Source organism: Polynucleobacter sp. JS-JIR-5-A7, from assembly GCF_018687935.1.
GTDB lineage: Bacteria > Pseudomonadota > Gammaproteobacteria > Burkholderiales > Burkholderiaceae > Polynucleobacter.
Genome location: NZ_CP061308.1, coordinates 1,236,176 through 1,258,722, shown reverse-complemented (window position 1 = coordinate 1,258,722; position 22,547 = coordinate 1,236,176). Strand labels below are relative to the sequence as shown.

16 protein-coding genes are annotated in these 22,547 nt (G+C 46.7%); 12 read left to right on the top strand and 4 right to left on the bottom strand.

Annotated elements, in window-relative coordinates:
• From AOC29_RS06500 to AOC29_RS06460, 9 genes are all read left to right on the top strand, one after another.
• Positions 1-972, top strand: coding sequence for a sterol desaturase family protein (locus AOC29_RS06500; protein WP_215294902.1), 972 nt, complete (start codon positions 1-3; stop codon positions 970-972).
• Between the two features lie 29 nt (positions 973-1,001).
• Positions 1,002-1,871, top strand: a complete 870-nt coding sequence (locus tag AOC29_RS06495) for an EI24 domain-containing protein (protein WP_215294900.1) — start codon at positions 1,002-1,004, stop codon at positions 1,869-1,871.
• A complete protein-coding gene (locus tag AOC29_RS06490; RefSeq protein ID WP_215294898.1) occupies positions 1,864-2,721 on the top strand; it encodes a molybdopterin-binding protein in 858 nt (285 codons plus the stop codon). The genes AOC29_RS06495 and AOC29_RS06490 overlap by 8 nt, the downstream gene beginning before the upstream one ends.
• Positions 2,722-2,926: 205 nt before the next feature.
• A complete protein-coding gene (glnA, locus tag AOC29_RS06485) occupies positions 2,927-4,342 on the top strand; it encodes a type I glutamate--ammonia ligase (protein ID WP_215294896.1) in 1,416 nt (471 codons plus the stop codon).
• Positions 4,343-4,368: 26 nt separating this feature from the next.
• Complete coding sequence (gene glnL, locus AOC29_RS06480; RefSeq protein WP_370624045.1) at positions 4,369-5,490, top strand: nitrogen regulation protein NR(II); 1,122 nt, start codon at positions 4,369-4,371, stop codon at positions 5,488-5,490.
• Entirely contained in the window at positions 5,487-6,938 is a 1,452-nt protein-coding gene (gene ntrC, locus AOC29_RS06475) for a nitrogen regulation protein NR(I) (protein WP_215294892.1), read from the top strand. Before glnL ends, ntrC begins: the two co-directional genes overlap by 4 nt.
• On the top strand, positions 6,931-7,779 hold the full coding sequence (gene xth / locus AOC29_RS06470; RefSeq protein WP_251369941.1) for an exodeoxyribonuclease III: 849 nt from the start codon (positions 6,931-6,933) through the stop codon (positions 7,777-7,779). Before ntrC ends, xth begins: the two co-directional genes overlap by 8 nt.
• A gap of 46 nt (positions 7,780-7,825) precedes the next feature.
• Positions 7,826-8,458 carry a glutathione S-transferase gene (locus tag AOC29_RS06465; protein WP_215294890.1) on the top strand — a complete coding sequence of 211 codons (633 nt, stop codon included), beginning with the start codon at positions 7,826-7,828 and terminating at the stop codon, positions 8,456-8,458.
• A 71-nt stretch (positions 8,459-8,529) separates the two neighbouring features.
• A complete protein-coding gene (locus AOC29_RS06460; protein WP_215294888.1) occupies positions 8,530-9,837 on the top strand; it encodes a lipase family protein in 1,308 nt (435 codons plus the stop codon).
• A 76-nt stretch (positions 9,838-9,913) separates the two neighbouring features.
• Here the strand turns inward: AOC29_RS06460 and AOC29_RS06455 are convergent, their stop codons facing one another.
• Genes AOC29_RS06455 through AOC29_RS06440 form a run of 4 tightly spaced genes read right to left on the bottom strand, consistent with a single transcriptional unit; the run spans position 9,914 to position 16,146 of the window.
• A complete protein-coding gene (locus AOC29_RS06455) occupies positions 9,914-12,040 on the bottom strand; it encodes a M3 family metallopeptidase (protein ID WP_215294886.1) in 2,127 nt (708 codons plus the stop codon).
• Between the two features lie 18 nt (positions 12,041-12,058).
• The gene (gene folD, locus AOC29_RS06450) at positions 12,059-12,913 is read right to left on the bottom strand and encodes a bifunctional methylenetetrahydrofolate dehydrogenase/methenyltetrahydrofolate cyclohydrolase FolD (protein ID WP_215294884.1); all 855 of its coding nucleotides are present in this window, start codon (positions 12,911-12,913) and stop codon (positions 12,059-12,061) included.
• Between the two features lie 32 nt (positions 12,914-12,945).
• Positions 12,946-13,593, bottom strand: coding sequence for a response regulator transcription factor (locus AOC29_RS06445; protein ID WP_215294883.1), 648 nt, complete (start codon positions 13,591-13,593; stop codon positions 12,946-12,948).
• Between the two features lie 36 nt (positions 13,594-13,629).
• Positions 13,630-16,146, bottom strand: coding sequence for a PAS domain-containing sensor histidine kinase (locus tag AOC29_RS06440; RefSeq protein ID WP_215294881.1), 2,517 nt, complete (start codon positions 16,144-16,146; stop codon positions 13,630-13,632).
• Positions 16,147-16,369: 223 nt separating this feature from the next.
• On the opposite strand from AOC29_RS06440, the gene aceE reads away from it, so the two are divergent.
• The 3 genes from aceE to lpdA are packed head-to-tail and all read left to right on the top strand — an operon-like array spanning position 16,370 to position 22,500.
• Complete coding sequence (gene aceE / locus AOC29_RS06435) at positions 16,370-19,066, top strand: pyruvate dehydrogenase (acetyl-transferring), homodimeric type (protein WP_215294879.1); 2,697 nt, start codon at positions 16,370-16,372, stop codon at positions 19,064-19,066.
• A 14-nt stretch (positions 19,067-19,080) separates the two neighbouring features.
• The gene (gene aceF, locus AOC29_RS06430) at positions 19,081-20,706 is read left to right on the top strand and encodes a dihydrolipoyllysine-residue acetyltransferase (RefSeq protein WP_215294877.1); all 1,626 of its coding nucleotides are present in this window, start codon (positions 19,081-19,083) and stop codon (positions 20,704-20,706) included.
• A gap of 9 nt (positions 20,707-20,715) precedes the next feature.
• Positions 20,716-22,500: a dihydrolipoyl dehydrogenase gene (gene lpdA, locus AOC29_RS06425; RefSeq protein WP_215294875.1), complete on the top strand. Its 1,785-nt coding sequence runs from the start codon at positions 20,716-20,718 to the stop codon at positions 22,498-22,500.
• Positions 22,501-22,547 lie beyond the last annotated feature (47 nt).

Sequence of the window (22,547 nt, the reverse complement as noted above, 5' to 3'; positions counted from 1 at the left end):
ATGGATTTAAACTTTATCACCTCTGCAATCTCAAACGCCTATGGCAGTCTACAAGAGTGGATTTTTTCGACCCTGGTAGGGCCATTGTTGTATCAATTTGATCTGATGTCGTGGGCCGAGGATGTATTTGATGGCATGGATTGGTTTCTGTTTGGCTGTATTCAAATCTTTCTTATCATGGTTGTGCTCCGCACTTGGGAACGCTTTCATCCTGCAGAAGCGCAAGATCGCTTTGCTATTGCAAGCAAGGCGGATGTTTTCTACACCTTGTTTCATCGGCTGGGGATTTTTCATGGCTTGATCTTCATTACCTTATCTGGATTTTTCTTTGAGGTCGATTCGATCTTGCACGATTTTCGGTTTGATCGTTTCAATGTAGAGTCTTGGTGGCCTGGAGTTACCTCGATACCAGTGGTGAGCTTTCTGCTTTATCTGATCTTGCTTGACTTTGTCGATTATCTTTACCATCGTGCAGCCCACTCGTTTAACTGGTGGTGGCAGTTGCATGCCTTGCATCACAGTCAAACAGTAATGACGGCTTGGTCTGATAATCGTAATCATCTGTTAGACGACATCATGCGTGCAGTATTTATGGCATTTTTTGCACTCTTGTTTGGAGTATCTCCTGGTCAATTTATTGCACTCGTGGCCCTGAGCCAATTTATTCAAAGTTGGCAGCATGCCAATATCAAGATTCACTTAGGACCTGCGCGCTATCTCTTGATTTCACCGATGTATCACCGCATGCATCATGCCGTGGGCTATGGTCATGAGGCCATTGGTAAGCCTGGAGTACTGGGCGGCTGTAACTTTGGCATTCTTTTTCCCTGGTGGGATATGTTGTTTAGGACGGCGATTTTTCCTAAGACGGTTTATCCCACAGGCGTGCGAAACTTAACGGTTTCGCAAAATGTCATTACTCAGCAGTGGCAGGGTTTGGTACACGCATTCAGAGAGTTATTACCAAAGTAAACATACCCAAGGTATGTCATAGGAGTTTTATGGTTGGATTGCAGCAAGTATTTAAATCGTTTGGACTTGCACTGGTGGGAACGATGCATCCACGCATGCTGTGGCTCAGTCTGCGACCATTTCTGATTGTTTCCGTTGTATGGGGTAGTCTCATTTGGCTTGCTTGGACCCCAGCGCTGGAAGCATTGAGTATTTTCCTCACGGCTTCCATTTTCACGAGCTGGATCCAAGAAGGTCTGATTTGGGCTGGCTTTGAAAATGCCAGAGCTTGGATCGCCCCACTATTTTTTGTTATGTTGATCATTCCTCTGATCACGATCAGCCTCTTAGTGTTTATCGCCTTCTCAACCGTGCCAGCAATTGTTAGGATCGTAGCTCGACAATCTGCGTATCATGGTTTGGAAGCAAAGCGTGGCGGCGGACTCTTTGGTAGCTTGATGTATACCTTATGGTCTGCGCTGATCTGTTTAGTGTTAGTGATGCTGACCTTGCCAGTGTGGTGGGTTCCTCCGCTCGTAGCTGTGTTACCACCGCTCTTATGGGGTTGGTTGACAATGCGCCTCATGTCATATGATGTCTTAGCTAAGCATGCCAGCACCGAAGAGCGCGATCTTCTAATAGAAAAATATCGATGGTCATTACTCACTATGGGTGTGATCTCGGGCATGCTCGGCGCTGTACCCACATTCTTCTGGGCTACTTCTGCGTTAGCCTTGGTATTGTTTCCAGTAGTGAGTTTTGTAGCCCTTTGGGTGTACTCTCTCATTTTTGTGTTTGCTGCTTTATGGTTTAGCCATTTTCTATTAGATGCGCTGCAAACGCTGAGACAAGAAGAGTTAGAAAAATCATTAACAGTAGAAACCCGCTTAGTAGATTCGGAACTTCCATACCATGGATGATGTCATCAAAACAGTAGCAGTGGATGCCTCGACAGAGGGGGTCACAAGACGATTTGGCTTAATCGTGATCGGCGACGAGATCTTGTCAGGTCGTCGTCAAGATAAGCACATGAGTAAGCTCATTGAACTCCTCAATGAACGGGGCTTGAGTCTTTCGTGGGCAAAGTATGTTGCCGATGATCCAGAGCAAATTACAGCAACCCTCAAGCAAAGTTTTGCCAGCGGCGATGTGGTGTTTAGTACGGGCGGTATTGGTGCGACTCCAGACGATCATACGCGCCAATGTGCTGCCTTAGCACTAGGTACAAAAACCGCATTGCATCCGAAGGCGCAAGAGCTCATTGCTGGTCGCATTCAGTCTATGGCAGAGGGTGATCCAATCAAAGCCGATTTGAATACTCCAGAAAATCAACACCGCTTCAAGATGGGTGAGTTTCCACTGGGTAGTGACATCATCCCAAATCCCTATAACCAGATCCCTGGCTTTCGGATTCGGGAACATCATTTTGTTCCGGGCTTTCCGGTGATGGCCGCCCCCATGATGGCTTGGTGTCTAGATACCCATTACCAAGATCTCTTTCATCAAGAAAACTGGGCAGAACAAAGTTTCATTGTGCCCAAGGGTATTGAGTCCACCTTAACCCCGCTGATGGAACGCATAGAAGCTAACTTCCCAGGCGTGAAGGTCTTTAGCCTGCCGTCTGTGGGTGATGCTACTAAGGGCGGTGTGTATGCCCAGCGGCATATTGAATTGGGTATCAAGGGCAATGCCAATTTATTAGAAAATGCGTGGATTGCCCTAAGAGCGGGCACCCAAGAGCTTGGCTATGAGATTCATGAAATTTCTTAGGTCAATTTTGCACTAAAGTAGTGCAAATATCCTTTTTAGAGGCGATCAAAGAGCTAATCAGGCACTTAATTAGTGCAATAATGAGGATTCCCCGTTGTTTGCTTCAGTAAATTAGATACATCCAATAGGCATGTTGATGCCTGGAATGAACAAGGGTGTATGCCTTAAGTTTGAATTCCGAGTTTTGTTTATAGAGGAGATTTGCATGACGAAGACCGTCGCTGATGTGATGAAGTTAGTTAAAGAGAAAGAATGTACTTTCGTTGATTTCCGCTTTGTAGATACAAAGGGTAAAGAGCAACATACGAGTGTTCCTATCTCTGCTTTTAACGAAGATAAATTTGAGAGTGGTCATGCATTTGACGGCTCCTCTATCGCTGGTTGGAAGGGTATTGAAGCTTCCGATATGTTGTTGATGCCAGACCCAACTGCTTGCTATATCGACCCATTCTATGAAGAGCCTACCTTGGTAATCACATGTGATGTGATCGAGCCATCAGATGGTAAAGGCTATGACCGTGATCCACGTTCTATTGCAAAGCGTGCTGAAGCCTATTTGAAGAGCTCTGGTTTAGGTGATGCAGCTTACTTTGGTCCAGAGCCAGAGTTCTTTATTTTTGATGGCGTGCGTTGGGGCGCTGACATGCAGGGCTGCTTCGTGAAGATTGATTCTGAAGAAGCGCCATGGTCATCAGGCCTTGAAGTTGAAGGTGGTAACACTGGTCACCGTCCAGGTAAAAAAGGCGGCTACTTCCCAGTTGCTCCAGTAGATACATTCCAAGATATGCGTTCTGAAATGTGTTTGATTCTCGAATCATTGGGCATACCGGTTGAAGTTCACCACCATGAAGTTGCTGGTCAAGGTCAAAACGAATTGGGTACCAAGTTCAGCACATTGACTCAACGCGCTGACTGGACTATCTGGCAAAAGTATGTAGTACAAAATGTTGCGCATGCTTATGGCAAGACTGCAACCTTCATGCCTAAGCCAGTAGTGGGCGATAACGGTTCTGGTATGCACGTGCACCAATCTGTTTGGAAGAATGGCGAAAACTTGTTTGCTGGTAATGGTTACGCAGGTTTGTCAGAGTTTGCACTCTACTACATCGGCGGCATTATTAAGCACGCTAAAGCATTGAACGCTATTACCAACCCAGGTACAAACTCATACAAGCGTTTGGTTCCAGGCTTTGAAGCCCCCGTAAAGTTGGCATACTCAGCACGCAACCGTTCTGCTTCTATTCGTATTCCACACGTTCCAAGTCCTAAGGGTCGTCGTATCGAAACCCGTTTCCCAGATCCATTGGCAAACCCATACTTGGCATTCTCAGCCTTGTTGATGGCTGGTTTGGACGGCGTCCAGAATAAGATTCACCCAGGTGAAGCTGCTGACAAGAACTTGTATGACTTGCCACCAGAAGAAGATGCAAAGATCCCAACCGTTTGCGCAAGCTTGGAAGAAGCTTTGGCAGCACTCGAAAAAGATCATGAGTTCTTGACCCGCGGTGGTGTATTTACAGAGTCTATGATTGATGCCTATATCAATTTGAAGATGGAAGATGTCACACGTTTCCGTATGACTACCCATCCAATCGAATTTGATATGTATTACTCCCTGTAAGCGAAGGAAAGAACTTGAGCGCAGGTTTGTTGCGCAATTCGTTCAAGGGAGCAGCTTCGGCTGCTCCTTTTTTTCCGACATTGCTCGATCAGATGCCCAATGCCATCGTGGTTTTTGAGGCGGAGAACCAACAATTGGTTTATGTGAATCCGGCTGCCGAGTCAGCTTTGGATCTCTCGCGTAAATCACTTGAGGGTCAATCTGTGTTCGACCTATTTGGCGATAACACGGCTCTGAATAGCATGATTACCGAAGTGAAGCTCGGCCATGTATCGGCTCAACGCCAAGAGATGGTCTTGCATTCCTTGCCAGGAAGTATTCACCAAGATTCTATTCCGGCTCACGTAGTGATAGCAGCTTTGGAAGACCCTGTTTTGATCATGATGGAATGGTTCCCCATTGATCAACAGCTGCGTAGTGAACGCGATGAGCGTGTGACGCAGCAAGTCGAAGCTAATAAACAGCTCATGCGCAATTTGGCACATGAGATTAAAAACCCATTAGGTGGTATTCGTGGGGCAGCTCAGCTCTTGGAGTTTGAGTTGTCTGAAAAAGGTTTGCATGAATACACGCAGGTCATCATCAAAGAGTCTGATCGTCTACAAACTTTGGTAGATCGTCTTTTAGCACCACACCGTAAGGCTCATGTTATGGAGGCCTTTAATGTCCACGAAGCACTGGAGCGGGTGCGGAGTTTGGTGTTGGCAGAGTTCCCCAAGGGCTTAAGGATTATTCGTAACTATGACACTAGCTTGCCTGATGTTATGGGGGATCGTGAACAACTGATACAAGCAGTACTCAATATTGTGCACAACGCAGCCCAAGCCCTTTCTGAAGAAATCACCCAGGGTGTTGCACAAATCGAATTAAAAACCCGGGTCGCTCGTTCCGTCACGATTGCGAAGCAACGCTATAAGTTAGCGATGGATCTGCATGTGATTGATAACGGCCCTGGCATTCCAGAAGAAATCATTGAACGCATCTTCTTCCCATTAGTTTCTGGGCGAGAAGGGGGTAGTGGTTTAGGTTTAACTTTAGCGCAAACCTTTGTTCAACAACACCGGGGCTTTATCGCTTGCGAAAGTCGCCCTGGACGTACCGATTTTCATATTCAAATTCCATACCGTAGGCAGGAGAAAACATCATGAAACCAATTTGGATCGTCGACGATGACCAATCAATTCGTTGGGTTTTAGAAAAAGCCTTAGCGCGAGAAAACATTCCGCATAAGAGCTTCTCTAACCCAAATGATGTGCTAAATGCTTTGGAAAAAGAGACCCCGCAGGTATTGATTTCTGACATTCGCATGCCGCGCGGTAATGGCTTGGATTTATTGCAACATGTCAAAGCGAGCCATCCAAACTTGCCCGTCATCATTATGACGGCTTACTCGGATTTAGATTCTGCGGTATCTTCATTCCAAGGCGGTGCATTTGAATATCTCACCAAACCGTTTGATATCGAGAAAGCAGTCGAGCTGATTCATCGTGCAGTAGAGCAGGGCATTCGCAGTGAGTCAGGCAACAAGGAACTTGGCGCTTGGAGACAAGAATCCACCGAGATTATTGGTCAAGCACCTGCAATGCAAGAGATCTTCCGTGCGATTGGTCGTTTGGCGCAATCCCATGCAACGGTCTTAATCACCGGTGAGTCTGGTGCAGGTAAAGAGCTGGTAGCCCACGCTTTGCATAAGCACAGCCCTAGAGCAAAAGGTCCTTTTATATCCTTAAGTACTTCTGCTGTTCCAAAAGACCTGCTTGAATCAGAGTTATTTGGTCATGAGCGTGGCGCTTTCCCAGGGGCGCAGACCTTGCGTCGGGGTCGCTTCGAGCAAGCAGACGGTGGCACATTGTTCTTAGGCGAGATTGGAGATCTACCGTTCGACTTACAAACCAGACTCTTGCGTGTTTTGACCGATGGTCATTTCTATCGCCTCGGTGGCCAAGATCCGATTAAAGCGAATGTTCGCATCATTGCATCTACCCATCAGAATCTTGAGCAGCGAGTTGCAGCAGGATTCTTTCGCGAAGATTTGATGCATCGTCTTAATGTCATTCGTTTGCGTATGCCATCCTTACGTGAGCGTAGTGAAGATATTCCGATTTTGGCAAGACACTTCATGCTCACTTGTGCAAAGTCTTTAGGAGTCGAGCCTAAAAAACTGTCAGATGAAGTTCTGAAAGAAATGAGTGCGATGCCTTTTCCAGGCAATGTGCGTCAGCTTGAGAATCTCTGTCACTGGTTAACTGTGATGACCCCAGCCAGCGTCATTGGTGTAGGTGATCTTCCTGCAGATATTGTTGCCCAGGCTAGCGAGCAGCCTCTGGTCTTGCATGGTGAATCGTCGCCAAGCAGTCCTGCAACAGCTAAATCTAGTTCTGGTGATTGGGAGAGTGCTCTTGGTCGCTTGGCGGTCAAAATGCTACAGGATGGTGATAAAGAGGTTTACGATGCACTATGCTCACGTTTTGAGAAAGCGGTGTTGATGGCTGCCTTGGAGGTCACGCGGGGTCGTCGGGTTGAAGCCGCGCAGCGTCTGGGCATTGGACGTAATACCATTACCAGAAAATTGCAGGAACTGGGGATAGATGACTGATTCAATCCGAATTGCGGCGTGGAATGTGAATTCCTTAAAAGTTCGCCTGCCACACGTACTTCGTTGGTTACAAGATCAGGAAAAAAAGAAACAGCCGATAGATGGCTTGTGTTTGCAAGAGCTCAAACTCACGGATGATAAGTATCCCCATCAAGAGCTAGCGGCAGCGGGCTATCTGAGTCTCGCTGCCGGTCAAAAGACTTACAACGGTGTTGCCATTATTGTGCGCAAGGCTGCTTTGGCCTCGATTGCTTCTGATGCAGTCACTACGTTTTTAAAGCCCACCAGAAATATTCCTGATTATGAAGATGAGCAACAGCGCATCTTAGCTGCAACCATTCCATTTGCAGGAATGCAGCCTATCAGACTGATCTCAGCTTACTTTCCAAACGGACAGTCGCCAGATAGCGATAAGTTTGCCTACAAATTGAGTTGGCTGCACTCATTACAGACCTGGCTTACTCAGGAGCTGCAAAAGAATACGCGTTTGGCTCTCTTAGGTGACTTCAATATCGCTCCAGCAGATGAAGATGTTCATGACCCTAAAGCATGGGAAGGGCAGAATCTGGTGTCCCCTCCAGAGCGTTATGCTTTTCAGGAGCTCTTGAAGCTCGGTATGAGCGATTCCTTCAGAATGTTTGAACAAGCGCCTAAAACATTTAGCTGGTGGGACTATCGCATGATGGGCTTTAGAAGAAATGCCGGCATGCGTATAGATCATATTTTGCTAAGCGATGCTCTCAAAGAAAAGTGTAGTGCCAGCGTCGTTGATAAAGAGCCTAGAACCTGGGAGCAGCCATCAGACCATGCCCCAGTGATTGCTGAGATCAAAAAAGCGTAAGAGCTGAATTCATCGTATCCAAAGCAAGTTGAATGGTGATGAACCCATGATGCCTATTTTGTATTCTTATCGACGATGTCCTTATGCTATGAGGGCACGTATGGCCTTGAAATACTCTGGCATTCAGTTTGAGCACAGAGAGATTGTTTTAAGAGATAAGCCCAAATCAATGCTACTGTTATCGCCTAAAGCTACCGTACCCGTTTTTTGTGTAGAAGACTTAGTGATTGATCAAAGCTTGGATATCATGCGATGGGCCTTGGATCAGTCAGATCCAGATGGCTGGAAGACTGTGGATGAGCAGGCTGCGCAATCTTGGATTGAGAAAAATGATGGCCCCTTTAAAAAACGATTGGACCAATATAAATATCCGAATCGATATCCTGAGCTTGATCAAGGAGAAGTTCTTAGTGAAGCATTAGACTTAATGTTAAAACCTATGGAGGATGCACTACAGTCAGATCAATACTTGTTAGGCAACCGAATGACTTGGGTGGATATAGCTATTTTTCCGTTTATCAGACAGTTTTCTATGGTCAACCCAAAAAGCTTTGAGGAAATGCCATTTCCCAATACTAAAAAATGGTTACACGATCACACTCAATCAGACTTATTTAATGCTGTGATGGACAAGCATCCAGCTTGGATTGATTCAGATTCAGAGATCAAGAAGACTTAGCTTAATCAAGCGAAGGTTTTAGTATAGTTACAGGCATTCATCCTATTAATAAATGTAGTGATAAGGTATTTATGAAAACATCAATCACCTCTTTAGTCCTTGCTACCTTGTTGGGATTGCTATCTTTAAGCGTATACGCTGATCCTCCTGTTCCCCCGTTTTATGAGGAAGTGATCAAAATGAGTCCTCAGGGCAAGCTGGGACAAATCCTGAAGAGGGAAAAGATCAAAACATCGGTGAAGGGTGCGCACGCTTGGAGGATTGCCTATATTTCCTCTGATATTGCAGAACGTAAGACGATCGCAACGGGTTTGATAGTAGCCCCTATTGGTCAAGCTCCCAAAGAGGGAAGGCCGATCTTGGCGTGGGCTCACGGCACAACAGGGTCAGCTCAAAATTGTGGCCCATCACAAATTACCAATCCCACCTCTCCTTTGAATGAGTATTTCTTAATGGATGGGAACTCATGGACTGATTATGGTATTCCAAACGTAGAGGAATTTATTAAAGAAGGCTACGTCATAGTTGCTACCGACTATCAAGGTCAAGGTGGTGGCGGTAAACACCAGTACGCTGTTGCTGGAACTAATGGTAGAGATGCCATCAACTCTGCAAGAGCGGCTAGCTCTATGAAAGAAGTTGGCGCTGGTAAGAAGACGATTATTTATGGCTGGTCACAAGGCGGTGGAGCAACAATTGCGGCTGCAAGTCTGCCGGACTATCAGGCTCTGAAGGGTACTGCTGCAGATAATTTGCAATACCTTGGGTTTGTTGCATTGGCGCCAGATGATATAGCAGTAATGCTTCCAAAATTGCCGGCTGATGAGTCGAGTGCTAATAAGCTGATGAATGAATTTACTCAGGCCAATATTCCGAATGTGTTTTTATTTGCGCACTATGTAATGGGCTTGTGGGGTGCCCAAGCCGCCAATCCTAATCTGAAATTAACAGATATTTTGACTGATGAAGGTGCAAAAGTAGTTAATCGGTTGGCCAGCAATAAATGTGTTCATGTGATGGCTGATACCTTCAACTTTGCTTATGGAGATCAATACAAGTCCCTCTTGAAGCCTACGGCTAGTAACTCCTTGGCATGGATAAAAGCATTTATTGATGGAAGTGTGAAGCCCGTGAAGCCGGTAGCACCAGTGGTGATTTATTGGGGCACAAAAGATACCGCTGTTCCACCTATCATGCATGAGCTCTATCAAAAGCAGATGTGCGCCATGGGTGCAAATGTAGGAAGAAACCAGTTACCTGGCGAGCAATCTCACTTTACAACTCCCGGTGTTTCAGCGCCAATGTATCTTGCTTGGGTGAAGGACCGCATTGCAGGTAAGCCATTAGAAAATGCATGCCCGCAACTAAGTCAAAAGTAATAATTTCAGCTCCTATAAGCTTACCTATTCAAACCACCCTTAGGTGTTTTTCATTTACCTAGTGCTTGCCTTGTCATTAAGCTAAACCACCATGACGCAATAAGGCATCGATACTTGGCTCACGTCCGCGAAAGGCTTTGAAGGATTCAGCTGCAGGACGGCTGCCGCCGACTTCTAAAATTTCTTCGCGATAACGTGACCCTGTCTTAGGATCAAGTACGGAGCCCGTGAGTTTGGCCGCCTCTTCAAAAGCAGAGTAGGCATCAGCAGATAGAACCTCAGCCCATTTATAGCTGTAGTAGCCAGCTGCATAGCCACCAGCAAAGATATGGCTGAAAGTATTAATCCACCGAGAGATCTCAGGCTGTGGGATCACATTAAAGTCAGCGGCAATCTTGCGAGAGAGTTCAAGCACAGCCTGTCCCTGCGCACTCTTTGTATCAAAGTGAGAATGTAAGCGCCAATCGGTTAATGACATCACAATTTGACGTAAGGTCATTAAGCCATTTTGAAAATTCTTGGCAGCTAAAATCTTTTCAAATAATTCACGGGGCAATGGTTTACCTGTTTCAACATGCGCAGTCATTTTCTCTAGGACTTCCCATTCCCAACAGAAGTTCTCCATAAATTGACTAGGCAATTCCACAGCATCCCATTCAACACCATTGATTCCTGAGACGCCTAGAGCGCTCACTTGAGTTAACAGATGGTGTAGACCATGACCACTCTCGTGGAATAGGGTAATCACATCATCATGGGTAATCGTGGGTTGACGCAATACGCCATCGACCTTCACTGGCGGTGCAAAGTTGCACACTAAATACGCAACCGGTATTTGAATTTCACCATTGGGTAGTTCTCTGCGGCCGCGGGCATCATCCATCCAGGCGCCACCACGTTTACCAGAGCGTGCATAAGGATCAAGGTAAAAATAAGCCACGATATTGCCTTTGGCATTCTTCACGGAGAATGACTCGACATCTACATGCCAGGTTGGCAAGTCAGCCGCCTCAATCTTGACACCGAAGAGCGTTTGAATCACGCCAAATAATCCATCCAATACTTTAGGCAGTGGGAAGTATTGTTTAAGCTCATTTTCAGAAAACGAATAGCGCTCTTGTTTCAAGCGTTCAGCTGCAAATGCCGTATCCCAAGGCTGAACACCATCAATGAGACCCAGTTCAGTTTTCGCAAATGCACAAAGCTCATCCCAATCCCGTTGGGCATACGGTTTTGATTTATTGGCAAAGTTTGTTAAGAAGAGATCTACTTCATCAACCGTATTAGCCATTTTGGGAGCTAAGCTCAGCGCTGCGAAATTAGCAAAGCCGAGCATGCGCGCTTCTTCATCACGTAGGCGCAATTGATCAAGCATATTCTGAGTATTGTCCCAAGCAATATTGCCCTGGGCGTATTGCGGACCTAGCTCAGAAGAGCGGGTGACATAAGCTTCATACATTAGGCGGCGTAGTTCTCGATTTTCGGAGTACTGCATGATTGGGTAATAGGAGGGGAAGTGCAGGGTAAAAGCCCAACCCTTTAAGCCCTTTTGTTGGGCGGTATCGGCCGCTGCTGCTTTAACATCTTCTGGTAAACCGATGAGATCAGATGCATTGCTGACAAGATGAACGAAACCATCGGTTGCATCTAAGACATGATCTGAAAACGCTTTGCCCAAAATAGCTTGCTCGTCTTGGATTTGAGCAAAGCGGGGTTTATCGGCATCATTGAGTTCGGCGCCACCAAGCCGAAAGTCTCTTAAAGAGTTCTCAATCACTTTCTTTTGCGCGCGATTGAGCTTAGTAAACTCAGGACCTTTGCTGAGCTCTTTAAATTTTTGATACAGCGCTAAGTTCTGTCCGAGGCTAGAAAAAAATGCAGTCACGTCTGGAAGCATTGCTCCGTAGGCAGATCTTAACTCAGGAGTATCCGCCACACTATTGAGGTGAGAGATCACGCTCCAAGATCTTCCCAAAGATTCTGTTGCATCCTCTAATGGTTCAGCAAGATCATCCCAGGTTGAAGGTGTATTGGGATTAGTAGCAAGATCCACTGCATCTTGAGCATGTTTAAGTAGAAACTCAATCGCTGGCGTGATGTGTTCAGGCTTAATTTCAGAGTAAGCGGCAATACCCCGACCAAAAGTCAGGAGCGGATTATTTTGTAATGCAGGGGGCAGAGATGCAGAGAGGGATGTATTCATCCCTCTAGCTTAATGGATCTAGGGCTTGGCTGCTTTTTCAGCCGCCTCTAAAGTGTTCATTAAGAGCATGGTGATTGTCATAGGGCCAACGCCACCAGGAACGGGGGTAATCCAGCCGGCGATATATTTGGCCGCATCGAAATCCACGTCGCCGCAAAGCTTCCCGTCGGGTAGGCGATTGATGCCAACGTCAATTACTACGGCACCGGTTTTGACCATATCTCCAGAAACCATTTTGGGTTTTCCGGTAGCTACTACCAGGATGTCGGCATCTTTAGTGTGATGAGCTAAATCCCGTGTTTTGCTATTACAAATAGTCACGGTTGCCCCGGCTTGTAATAACAACATCGCCATGGGTTTGCCGACGATATTGGAGGCGCCAACGATCACTGCCCGTGCCCCCCGAATAGGGTAATCAATACTCTCCAGAATCTTCATGCAACCATAAGGAGTACAGGGTTTGAATGCAGGTTGGCCAACCATTAAAGCACCAGCATTGGCTACATGGAAGCCGTCCACATCTTTTTCTGGAGCAATAGCTTCTAGTACACGCTCAGAGGCAATGTGTTCCGGTAGTGGTAGTTGCACCAAGATGCCATGAATCGCAGGGTCAGCATTTAAGGTAGCAATACGAGCCAGTAATTCTTCTTCGCCTAATTCGGCGGAGTAGCGCTCTAATACAGAATGAAAACCTACATCTTCACAGGCCTTCACTTTATTACGGACATAGACTTGGCTAGCTGGATTGTCACCTACGACGATCACGGCTAAACCAGGGCGAACACCTTTGGCAGTAACGATCGCACCACGGGCAGCAATTTCTGCGCGCAGTTTCTTAGAGAGAGCGTTTCCGTCGAGTAATTGAGCAGGCATTACAGGTGAATATTAAAGTAAGGATGAATACATTAATTCGGTTGTGGGTCGGACAAGGCAAGGCGTAATAGGTCGGCAACTGTATTGACGTTGAGCTTTTCCATAATGTTGGCGCGGTGTGCCTCAACAGTCTTAATGGAGATACCGAGGTCATCTGCAATCTGCTTATTCAGGCGTCCAGCAACAATACGCTCTAACACTTGACGCTCACGCCCAGTCAGCTTGCTAAGTAAACTTTGGGTAATCTTGCGCTGACTTGCTTGTGAGTAATCCACGCGTGCCTTAGCGAGCATGCGATCGACTAAGCTGCAGAGATCATTTTCTTTAAATGGCTTTTCAATAAAATCTACTGCACCACGTTTCATAGTCGAGACCGCCATAGAGACATCGCCATGACCTGTGATGAAGGCAACTGGCATCGGTAAATTTTCACTAATGAGACGCTCTTGTAATTCAAGGCCAGACATACCGGGCATGCGCACATCCAAAATAGCGCAGGAGATAGTGGACTTATCAGTACTCTGTAACGATTGCAAGAAACGTTCAGCACTGGCGTGACAACGCACTATATAACCATTGCTTTCCAGAAGCCAGGTCAGAGAATCACGCACTGCTTCATCATCGTCGACAACGTAGACAACTTCTGCCTGGGTTGGTTTGGTGCTGGTACTAAGGTTCATATCGGGTCTCGCAAGGTGATTCAATTAGTGCAATGATTAAACATTACCCGAAGTTTCAGGAGATTCCAGGGGTAGAAGTATTGTAAAGGTGCAGCCAGCCAGCTTGGTATGTTCCGCATCCATGATATTGACCGCCCAAAGCCTGCCATGATGGGATTCAATAATAGAGCGGCAAATATTGAGACCCATGCCCATGCCATCGGATTTAGTGCTAAAAAAGGGCTCAAACATGCGTTGGGAGACTGATTCGGGGATTCCAGCCCCGCCATCACTCACCTGAATACGCAGCATGGCTGGAAAAATACTGGTATCCAGATCAGCGCTGATTTTGACGGGAGCAGCGGACCAACGAGAAGAAAGGGGATAAGCCTCCCTCGTGCTATCTAGGCCATTTTTCAGTAGGTTGACTAAAACCTGCAGGATTAAGACGGGATCAACATCTACCGCAGGAAGGTTTTCACTGATTTGAGAAATGATGGTTAGGCGATGGCGATGCGCCTCAATTTCGACTAGCCCAACAGCATCGTTAATAATTTCGCTAATGGCAGTCAATTTACTTTGCGGCTCGCTGCGTTTTACAAATCCTCGAATGCGCTGAATGATAGTGCCTGCACGATGAGCCTGTTCAGATGCTTTCTCAAGCGCTGGCAGGATATCTTTGGTGAGTACGGGATCTAGATTACCTTCTAAACGTTTAGCGACCCCCATGCAATAGTTAGAGATCGCTGAGAGTGGTTGGTTTAACTCATGCGCGAGAGAGGATGCCATCTCACCCATCGTAGTTAAGCGGCTCGTAAACTGCATACGCTCTTCTTGCTGGCGTGCTAAATCATCTGCCTCTTTACGCATCGTAATATCGGTAGCAATCAAGAGTTGCGCAAGGCGCCCATCAACCCAGGGAATAAAGCGCCTTCTGACTTCGTACCATTTATTACTGCCGTCACTTAATTGAATTTCTTCCGACTCAGACTCTTGATATAAAAAGGAGGTCGGGATACCTGGAGGAGAGTCTTGTAAATCTTCCGCAACATCATGCAAGGTCTCCAGGTTATTCGCATTACCTGCTAACTGAAAGTGACCCTTTGAGTCATCTCCAAAATTTTCTCGGTAGAAGCGATTGGCAAATAAGAGATGATCGTTTTCAAGGTCAACCACAGAAACGGCAGCATCCAAACCCTCAAGCACAGTAACAAAGCGTTCCTGCGATGCAGCCAACTCTTCTCGGATCTTCTTCGGTTCGGAAATATCAATTAAGGAAGTAACCCAACCCGTTTGCGTTCCTTTTTCATTAATGAGGGGAGCAATAAAAGTGCGAGTCTCAATCAGAGAGCCATCACGGTGCAAAACGACTCCCTCAATACCAGTTTTCATCCCCGATTCCATTTTCAGGGCGCGATTCATTTTTTCTACGAGCTCATCGCGCCTAGATTCGGGCCAGAAGGGGAAGGGCGGCATCAGGCCAATCAGTTCTTTTGACGACCAGCCAGTCATCTCACAAAAGGCTCGGTTCACATAGGTGATGCGCTTTTCCATATCGTGCGCACGGATGCCGACTGGTGTGGAATTTTCCATGGCATTACGAAAGCTGGTTTCAGTCCGTAAATTAGCCTCAGCTTCTTGACGCACTTGCATCTGCTTAAGGACAGACCACAAACTCCAAATAACGAAAGCAGAAAGACCTAAGACCACACCGATTAACATTCGGAAAGTCAGATTGGTCGGTGGAGGATAGGTGTCAATTCGTAAGACTAGGTTTGGACTTAATACGCCGATGTCTAAACTCGTTTGATTGCTAAAAGCTCTTTTGGGTGTATCTCGATCGGAGGAGATGGATAAGACCCTGTCGTTATCAGTCAGTAAGGTGAAACGATAGTGTGCTTTGAGCTCATTGGGGATGACATCTAAGATGCCTTGGGTGGTATACAGTGCGGCTAAGAAACCGATGGCTTGACCACCAACAATATTAGGAGCCACTTGCCAGAAGACGGTTCTTCTATCCTTGGCGAGAGATTCCTCGCTCGGTAAGTTAAGTGAAATGAACTGACTAAAAGCAGTCCTGCTCGTCACTCGGCTAAGCTCTATTGCATTTGTGAGACCCTCATTTACTGCCCGCTCATTTTGTGTTTTGCTAATCCAGTCTGTTTTAGGGTTATTTGCTGGGGCGGTCCATTGATAAGAGTTATCAGCATTAAGCCAAATGATTTTGATAATCTCATGATTATTGAGCACTAAATCATCGGATTGCTCGCGCACTAGTTGTTTTAACTTTGCATCTTCGCTACTCGCAGCAATTTCACGATTAATCGTATTTAAAGAGTCAGCATTGTTTACAAAGCGTAATTGAATACGTTGTTTGGCAAAAGAGAGCTCTCTAAATAGGGCAGATTCTTGTTGTCCTTTTTCCTGCAAATGGAGCGTACCCAAAATAATGCCCATGACTGCGGTAAACAGCACGATTGCTAGCAGGGGGGTGTAAACGAGCCTAAATCCCCGGATTTTGCGTAACCAGTTAACAGGGGCGAGGAGCAATCTTAGAAAAGCAGGATATTTCATAGGAATTAACCCATTTTGCCCTATGAGGATGCCTAAACAGGAATTTAGCCGATCCTTTGTGATTCTATTTGCGATGCAATAAAATCTCATATTATGAGAAATATTATCATTATGTGGAAAATTGCTTGTTTACACCCATATACCTTCCTAAAATGTTGTCTATAAAGTAAATAACTATTGTTGATTTGAATGAATTAAACGAAATAACTATTGGAGATAAGTTATGGCCGCAGTTCCTGAGCAAGTGTTAGGCAAACAAAATCTTCAGGATGCTGATCCTGGCGAGACACAAGAGTGGTTGCAGGCCTTAGATGGTGTCATCCATAACGAAGGTCCGCAGCGTGCTGCTTATCTCATCGATCAACAAATTTCTCATGCACGAGTCAATGGTGTAGATCAACCCTTCCATGCAGAGACGCCTTACATCAATACGATTCCCGTTGAGAATCAAGCCCGTTTGCCTGGCGATCAAAATGTTGAACACCGGATTCGTTCCTATACCCGTTGGAATGCGATGGCCATGGTGCTGCGCGCAAATAAAGACACCAATGTCGGTGGACATATTTCTTCCTTCCAGTCTGCCGCTACTTTGTATGACGTTGGATACAACCATTTCTGGCATGCCCCATCACCAGAGCATGGTGGCGATCTGATCTTTGTCCAGGGACACTCCGCCCCTGGCGTTTATGCCCGTGCTTATATGTTGGGTCGTTTATCAGACGGTCAACTGGATAACTTCCGTCAAGAGGTTGGCGGTAAAGGGATCTCTAGTTACCCGCACCCATGGTTGATGCCAGACTTTTGGCAGTTCCCAACGGTGTCGATGGGTCTTGGTCCAATCATGGCGATATATCAAGCACGCTTCATGAAATATTTAAGAGACCGTGGCTTTATTCAAGAGCAAGGTCGTAAGGTTTGGGCTTTCTTAGGTGATGGTGAAACGGATGAACCAGAATCTTTAGGCGCCATCGGTATGGCTGGTCGTGAGAAGTTAGATAACTTGATTTTTGTAGTGAACTGTAACTTGCAGCGCTTAGATGGACCAGTGCGTGGTAACGGAAAAATTATTCAAGAACTCGAGAGTGAATTCCGCGGCTCTGGCTGGAATGTCATTAAAGTCGTGTGGGGTGGTCAGTGGGATGCTTTATTTGCCCGTGATAAGAAGGGTATTTTGATGCAACGTCTCGGCGAGATCGTTGACGGCCAATATCAAACGATGAAGGCCAAGAATGGTGCTTATGTCCGTGAGATCGTATTTAATACTCCAGAACTCAAAGCGCTAGTCAGCGACTGGAGTGATGATGAGATCTGGCAACTGAATCGTGGCGGCCATGATCCCCATAAAGTGTATGCAGCATTTCATGCAGCGGTAAATCATAAAGATCAGCCAACGGTCATTTTGGCTCACACCATTAAAGGCTACGGTATGGGCGGCTCCGGTGAGGCGATGAACATTGCACACCAAGCCAAGAAAATGAACGATGACGATGTGCGTCGCTTCCGTGATCGCTTTGAGATCCCGGTGAAGGATGAGCAACTCGACGAGATGCCCTTGGTCAAGTTTGCTGAAGGTAGCCCTGAGCTCGAGTATATGAAAGCCCGTCGCCAAGAGTTGGGTGGTTATTTGCCGCAACGTCGTGCGAAAGCCGAAAGCTTGCCGGTACCTAAATTGGATGCATTTACACCCTTACTAGAAGCAACCGCTGAAGGCCGTGAGATTTCTACCACGATGGCTTTTGTTCGGATGCTCAATACGGTGGTGCGGGATAAGACGATTGGCAAGCGCGTTGTGCCTATCGTTCCCGATGAGTCACGGACTTTTGGTATGGAGGGTATGTTCCGTCAATTGGGTATTTGGAATCAACTGGGTCAGCTATATACGCCAGAAGATCATGATCAATTGATGTTCTATAAAGAGGATAAGACTGGCCAGATCTTGCAAGAGGGTATTAATGAAGCAGGCGGTATGTGCGATTGGATTGCCGCCGCAACTTCTTACTCTACCCATGGCGTTCCCATGTTGCCGTTTTATATTTTCTATTCCATGTTTGGTTTCCAGCGGATTGGCGACTTAGCATGGGCTGCAGGTGATATGCGCAGCCGGGGCTTCTTGCTCGGTGGCACTGCAGGGAGAACCACCTTGAATGGCGAAGGCTTGCAACACGAAGATGGTCATAGTCATCTGTGGAGTGCTGCAGTTCCAAATTGCATTAGCTATGACCCAACTTTTGCGTTTGAGTTAGCAGTAGTGATTCAAGATGGCATGCGTCGTATGCTCGAGGTTCAGGAGGACGTCTATTACTACGTCACCTTGATGAATGAGAACTACACTCACCCAGCAATGCCAATAGGTGCAGAAAAAGACATCATTAAGGGCATGTATAAGCTCAAGTCGGTTGGTGACGCTAAGGCAAAATTACGTGTGCAACTGCTCGGTTCAGGAACCATCTTCCGTGAAGTGATTGAAGCAGCTGAAATCTTGCACAAAGATTGGGGAGTGTCATCTGACTTGTGGGGTTGCCCAAGCTTTACGGAATTAGGTCGCGATTGGAATACAGTTCACCGTGCCAATCTCTTGAACCCGACCGCAGCACCAGCACTCTCACACGTTGAGAAGTGTTTAAAAGATACCACGGGGCCCGTCATTGCTGCTACAGACTATGTGCGTATGTTTGCTGAGCAAATTCGTCCGGCCATTCAGCATATGGATCGCCGTTATGAAGTATTGGGTACAGACGGTTTTGGTCGCTCAGATACCCGTGAAAAACTCCGTGACTTCTTTGAGGTCGATCGTCGCTGGGTGGTGATCACTGCTTTACGATCTTTGGTTGATGCTGGTCAGCTTGATCGTCAAAAATTAGCTGAGGCCATCAAAAAATACGGCATTGACACTGCTAAACCAAACCCAATGACGGTTTAATACGAGATTAATTCATGAGTCAAATTATTGAAATCAAAGTGCCGGACATTGGTGATTACAAGGATGTGCCGGTCATCGAGGTCCTGGTTAAAGCAGGTGACAAGATTGAGAAAGAACAATCTATTGTTGTGCTTGAGTCTGATAAAGCCACGATGGATGTGCCATCGTCTCACTCTGGTGTAGTGAAAGAGGTGAAGGTCAAAGTGGGTGATAGCCTCTCTGAGGGCGCAATCGTCATGACCTTGGAAGAGGGTGCAGCGGTCTCGGTACCCGCTTCTACTCCTGCTCCTGCAGCAGCTAGTAAAACTGCGTCTGCACCAGTAAGCGCAAGTAGCAGTGGAAGTAGTGCTCCAATTGAAATCAAAGTACCTGACATTGGTGACTATAAAGACGTGCCTGTCATCGAAGTGTTAGTGAAGGCAGGCGATCGGATTGAGAAAGAACAATCTATTGTTGTGCTTGAGTCTGATAAAGCGACAATGGATGTGCCATCGTCACACGCCGGTATTGTTAAAGAAGTGAAGGTCAAGGTAGGTGATAACCTCTCTGAAGGCTCAGTGGTGCTTATTCTGGAAGGCGGATCAGGAGCTGTTACGGCACCTGTAGCTGCAGTATCTGCACCAGCAGCACCAGCTATAAAAGCGGTTGAACCACCGATTGCAAGAGCGCCAGCGCCTCCTCCAAAGAGCAATCCGCCGCCCCCTGTGGATGGAGCTATGAGTCACGCTAGCCCTTCAGTGCGTAAGTTTGCACGTGAGCTTGGCGTAACGATTACTCAGGTAAAAGGTTCCGGCCCCAAAGGACGCATCACACAAGAAGACGTTCAAGCTTTTGTCAAAGCGGCAATGAGCGGTGGTGCTGGAAGTTCTAGTGCAGCTGCAGCCTCAAGTGGTGGAAGCTTGGGTGGTCTGAATTTGATTCCATGGCCGAAAGTAGATTTCACAAAATTTGGTGAGATTGAACGTCAACCACTCAATCGTATTAAGAAACTCACTGCAGCTAATTTGGCACGTAACTGGGTCATGATTCCTGCTGTGACTTATCACGAGGACGCAGATATCACTGATCTAGAAGCCTTCCGTGTCATGACCAATAAAGACAATGAGAAGAAGGGCGTCAAGATCACCATGCTGGCTTTCTTAATGAAGGCTGCGGTCGCTGCGTTGAAAAAACATCCTGAGTTCAATAGCTCGCTCGATGGCGATGATTTGATCCTCAAAAAGTATTTCAATATTGGTTTTGCTGCAGATACCCCAACGGGTTTGGTGGTGCCAGTCATCAAAGACGCTGATAAGAAAGGAATCTTTGAGCTTGCCAAAGAAACTTCTGAATTAGCAGCACTTGCCCGTGAAGGGAAGTTGAAGCCAGATCAAATGCAAGGAGCTAGTTTTACGATTTCCTCCTTAGGCGGCATCGGCGGAACTTCTTTCTCACCTATTGTGAATGCTCCTGAAGTGGCGATTTTGGGCGTGAGTAAAGCAGCAATGAAACCAGTATGGGATGGTAAGCAGTTTGTGCCACGTCTTATTTGCCCCTTGTCACTTTCTGCAGATCATCGCGTGATCGATGGAGCATTGGCAACGCGCTTTACTGTCTATATCGCTCAACTACTAGCCGACTTCCGTCGCGCTACGCTGTAAGGAGGATCTATGGCTAAGCAAATGATCCTCGTTCCGGATATTGGTGATTACTCAGATGTGCCGGTGATCGAAGTATTGGTAAAAGTGGGTGATGTGATTGAGAAAGAGCAGCCATTACTTGTACTTGAATCTGATAAAGCAACTATGGAAGTGCCTGCAGACGCTGCTGGAATGGTGACTAGTATCTCAGTGAAGCTGGGCGATAAAGTGAGCAAAGGCACTGTAATTGCTGAGATTGAAGCAAGTGCTGCAACGACAGCGCCTGCTGCAAAACCAACTCCTTTGGCACCAGCACCTGCTGCGGCAACAGCAGCCATTGCTCCTGCCCCAAAAGCGGGTCAATACAACGGCAAGGTTGATCACGAATGTGAGGTGCTAGTGCTCGGTGCCGGGCCTGGTGGTTACAGTGCGGCATTTCGAAGTGCGGACCTGGGTATGAACACTCTATTGATTGAGCGTTACGCTACTTTAGGTGGTGTGTGCTTAAACGTAGGCTGTATTCCGTCTAAAGCATTACTCCATACAACCTCCGTGATGGATGAAGTAAAAACCATGGCAAAGCATGGCATCACATTTGGTGCGCCTAAGATTGAGATTGATCAATTACGTGGTTATAAAGAATCTGTCATCGCAAAGTTGACTGGTGGATTAGCTGGTATGGCTAAGGCTCGCAAAGTAAAAGTAGTGCGTGGTTTAGGCCGTTTCTTGGATGCAAACCATGTTGAAGTGGAGTTAACAAATGGTGCTGGCCAAGACCTCACTGGTCAAAAGGAAGTCGTGCGTTTTCAGAAGGCGATCATCGCTGCAGGTAGTCAGCCAGTGAAGTTGCCTTTCTTGCCAGAGGACCCGCGCATTGTCGATAGTACGGGTGCGCTGTTACTGACTAGTATTCCAAAAAGAATGTTGGTAATTGGTGGTGGCATTATCGGTTTAGAGATGGCGACTGTTTATAGTACTCTGGGCTCACGCATCGATATTGCAGAAATGATGGATGGCCTGATGGCTGGAGCTGACCGTGATTTGGAGAAGGTCTGGGAGAAGTTCAATGCCGGACGTTTTGAAAAGATCATGCTCAAGACCCGCGCTGCTAAAGCTGAAGTGAGGCCCGATGGAATTCAAGTGAGCTTCGAGGGTGAGAATGCACCTGCGCAGCCACAGACTTATGACTTAGTGCTCGTTGCCGTGGGACGTACGCCAAACGGTAAGAAGATTGCTGCAGATAAGGCAGGCGTTCAAGTGGATGAGCGAGGCTTTATTCCGGTCGATAAACAAATGCGCACCAATGTCGCCAATATTTTTGCGATTGGTGACTTAGTGGGTCAGCCGATGTTAGCTCACAAGGCAGTGCATGAAGGACACGTTGCCGCAGAAGCTGCAGCAGGTGAGAAGTCTTACTTTGATGCTAAACAAATTCCATCGGTTGCTTACACCGATCCTGAAGTAGCTTGGGCTGGTTTGACTGAAGAACAATGTAAGGCACAGGGCATCGCCTATGAGAAAGGTTTATTCCCATGGGCAGCTAGTGGCCGTGCGATTGCTAACGGTCGTGATGAAGGTTTTACGAAGCTCATCTTTGACGCTAATACGCATCGCATTATTGGTGGCGGTATTGTAGGCACTCATGCCGGTGATTTGATTGGTGAAGTTTGTCTTGCCATTGAGATGGGCGCTGATGCTGTAGATATTGGTAAAACCATTCATCCACACCCAACCCTGGGCGAGTCAGTAGGCTTGGCTGCTGAGGCGGCGCATGGTCATTGCACGGACCTACCCCCAGTGAAGAAGAAAGCTTAAAAATAGTAGCTACTCTGAAGCAGTATCCAAAAAAGCCCCGAGAGATC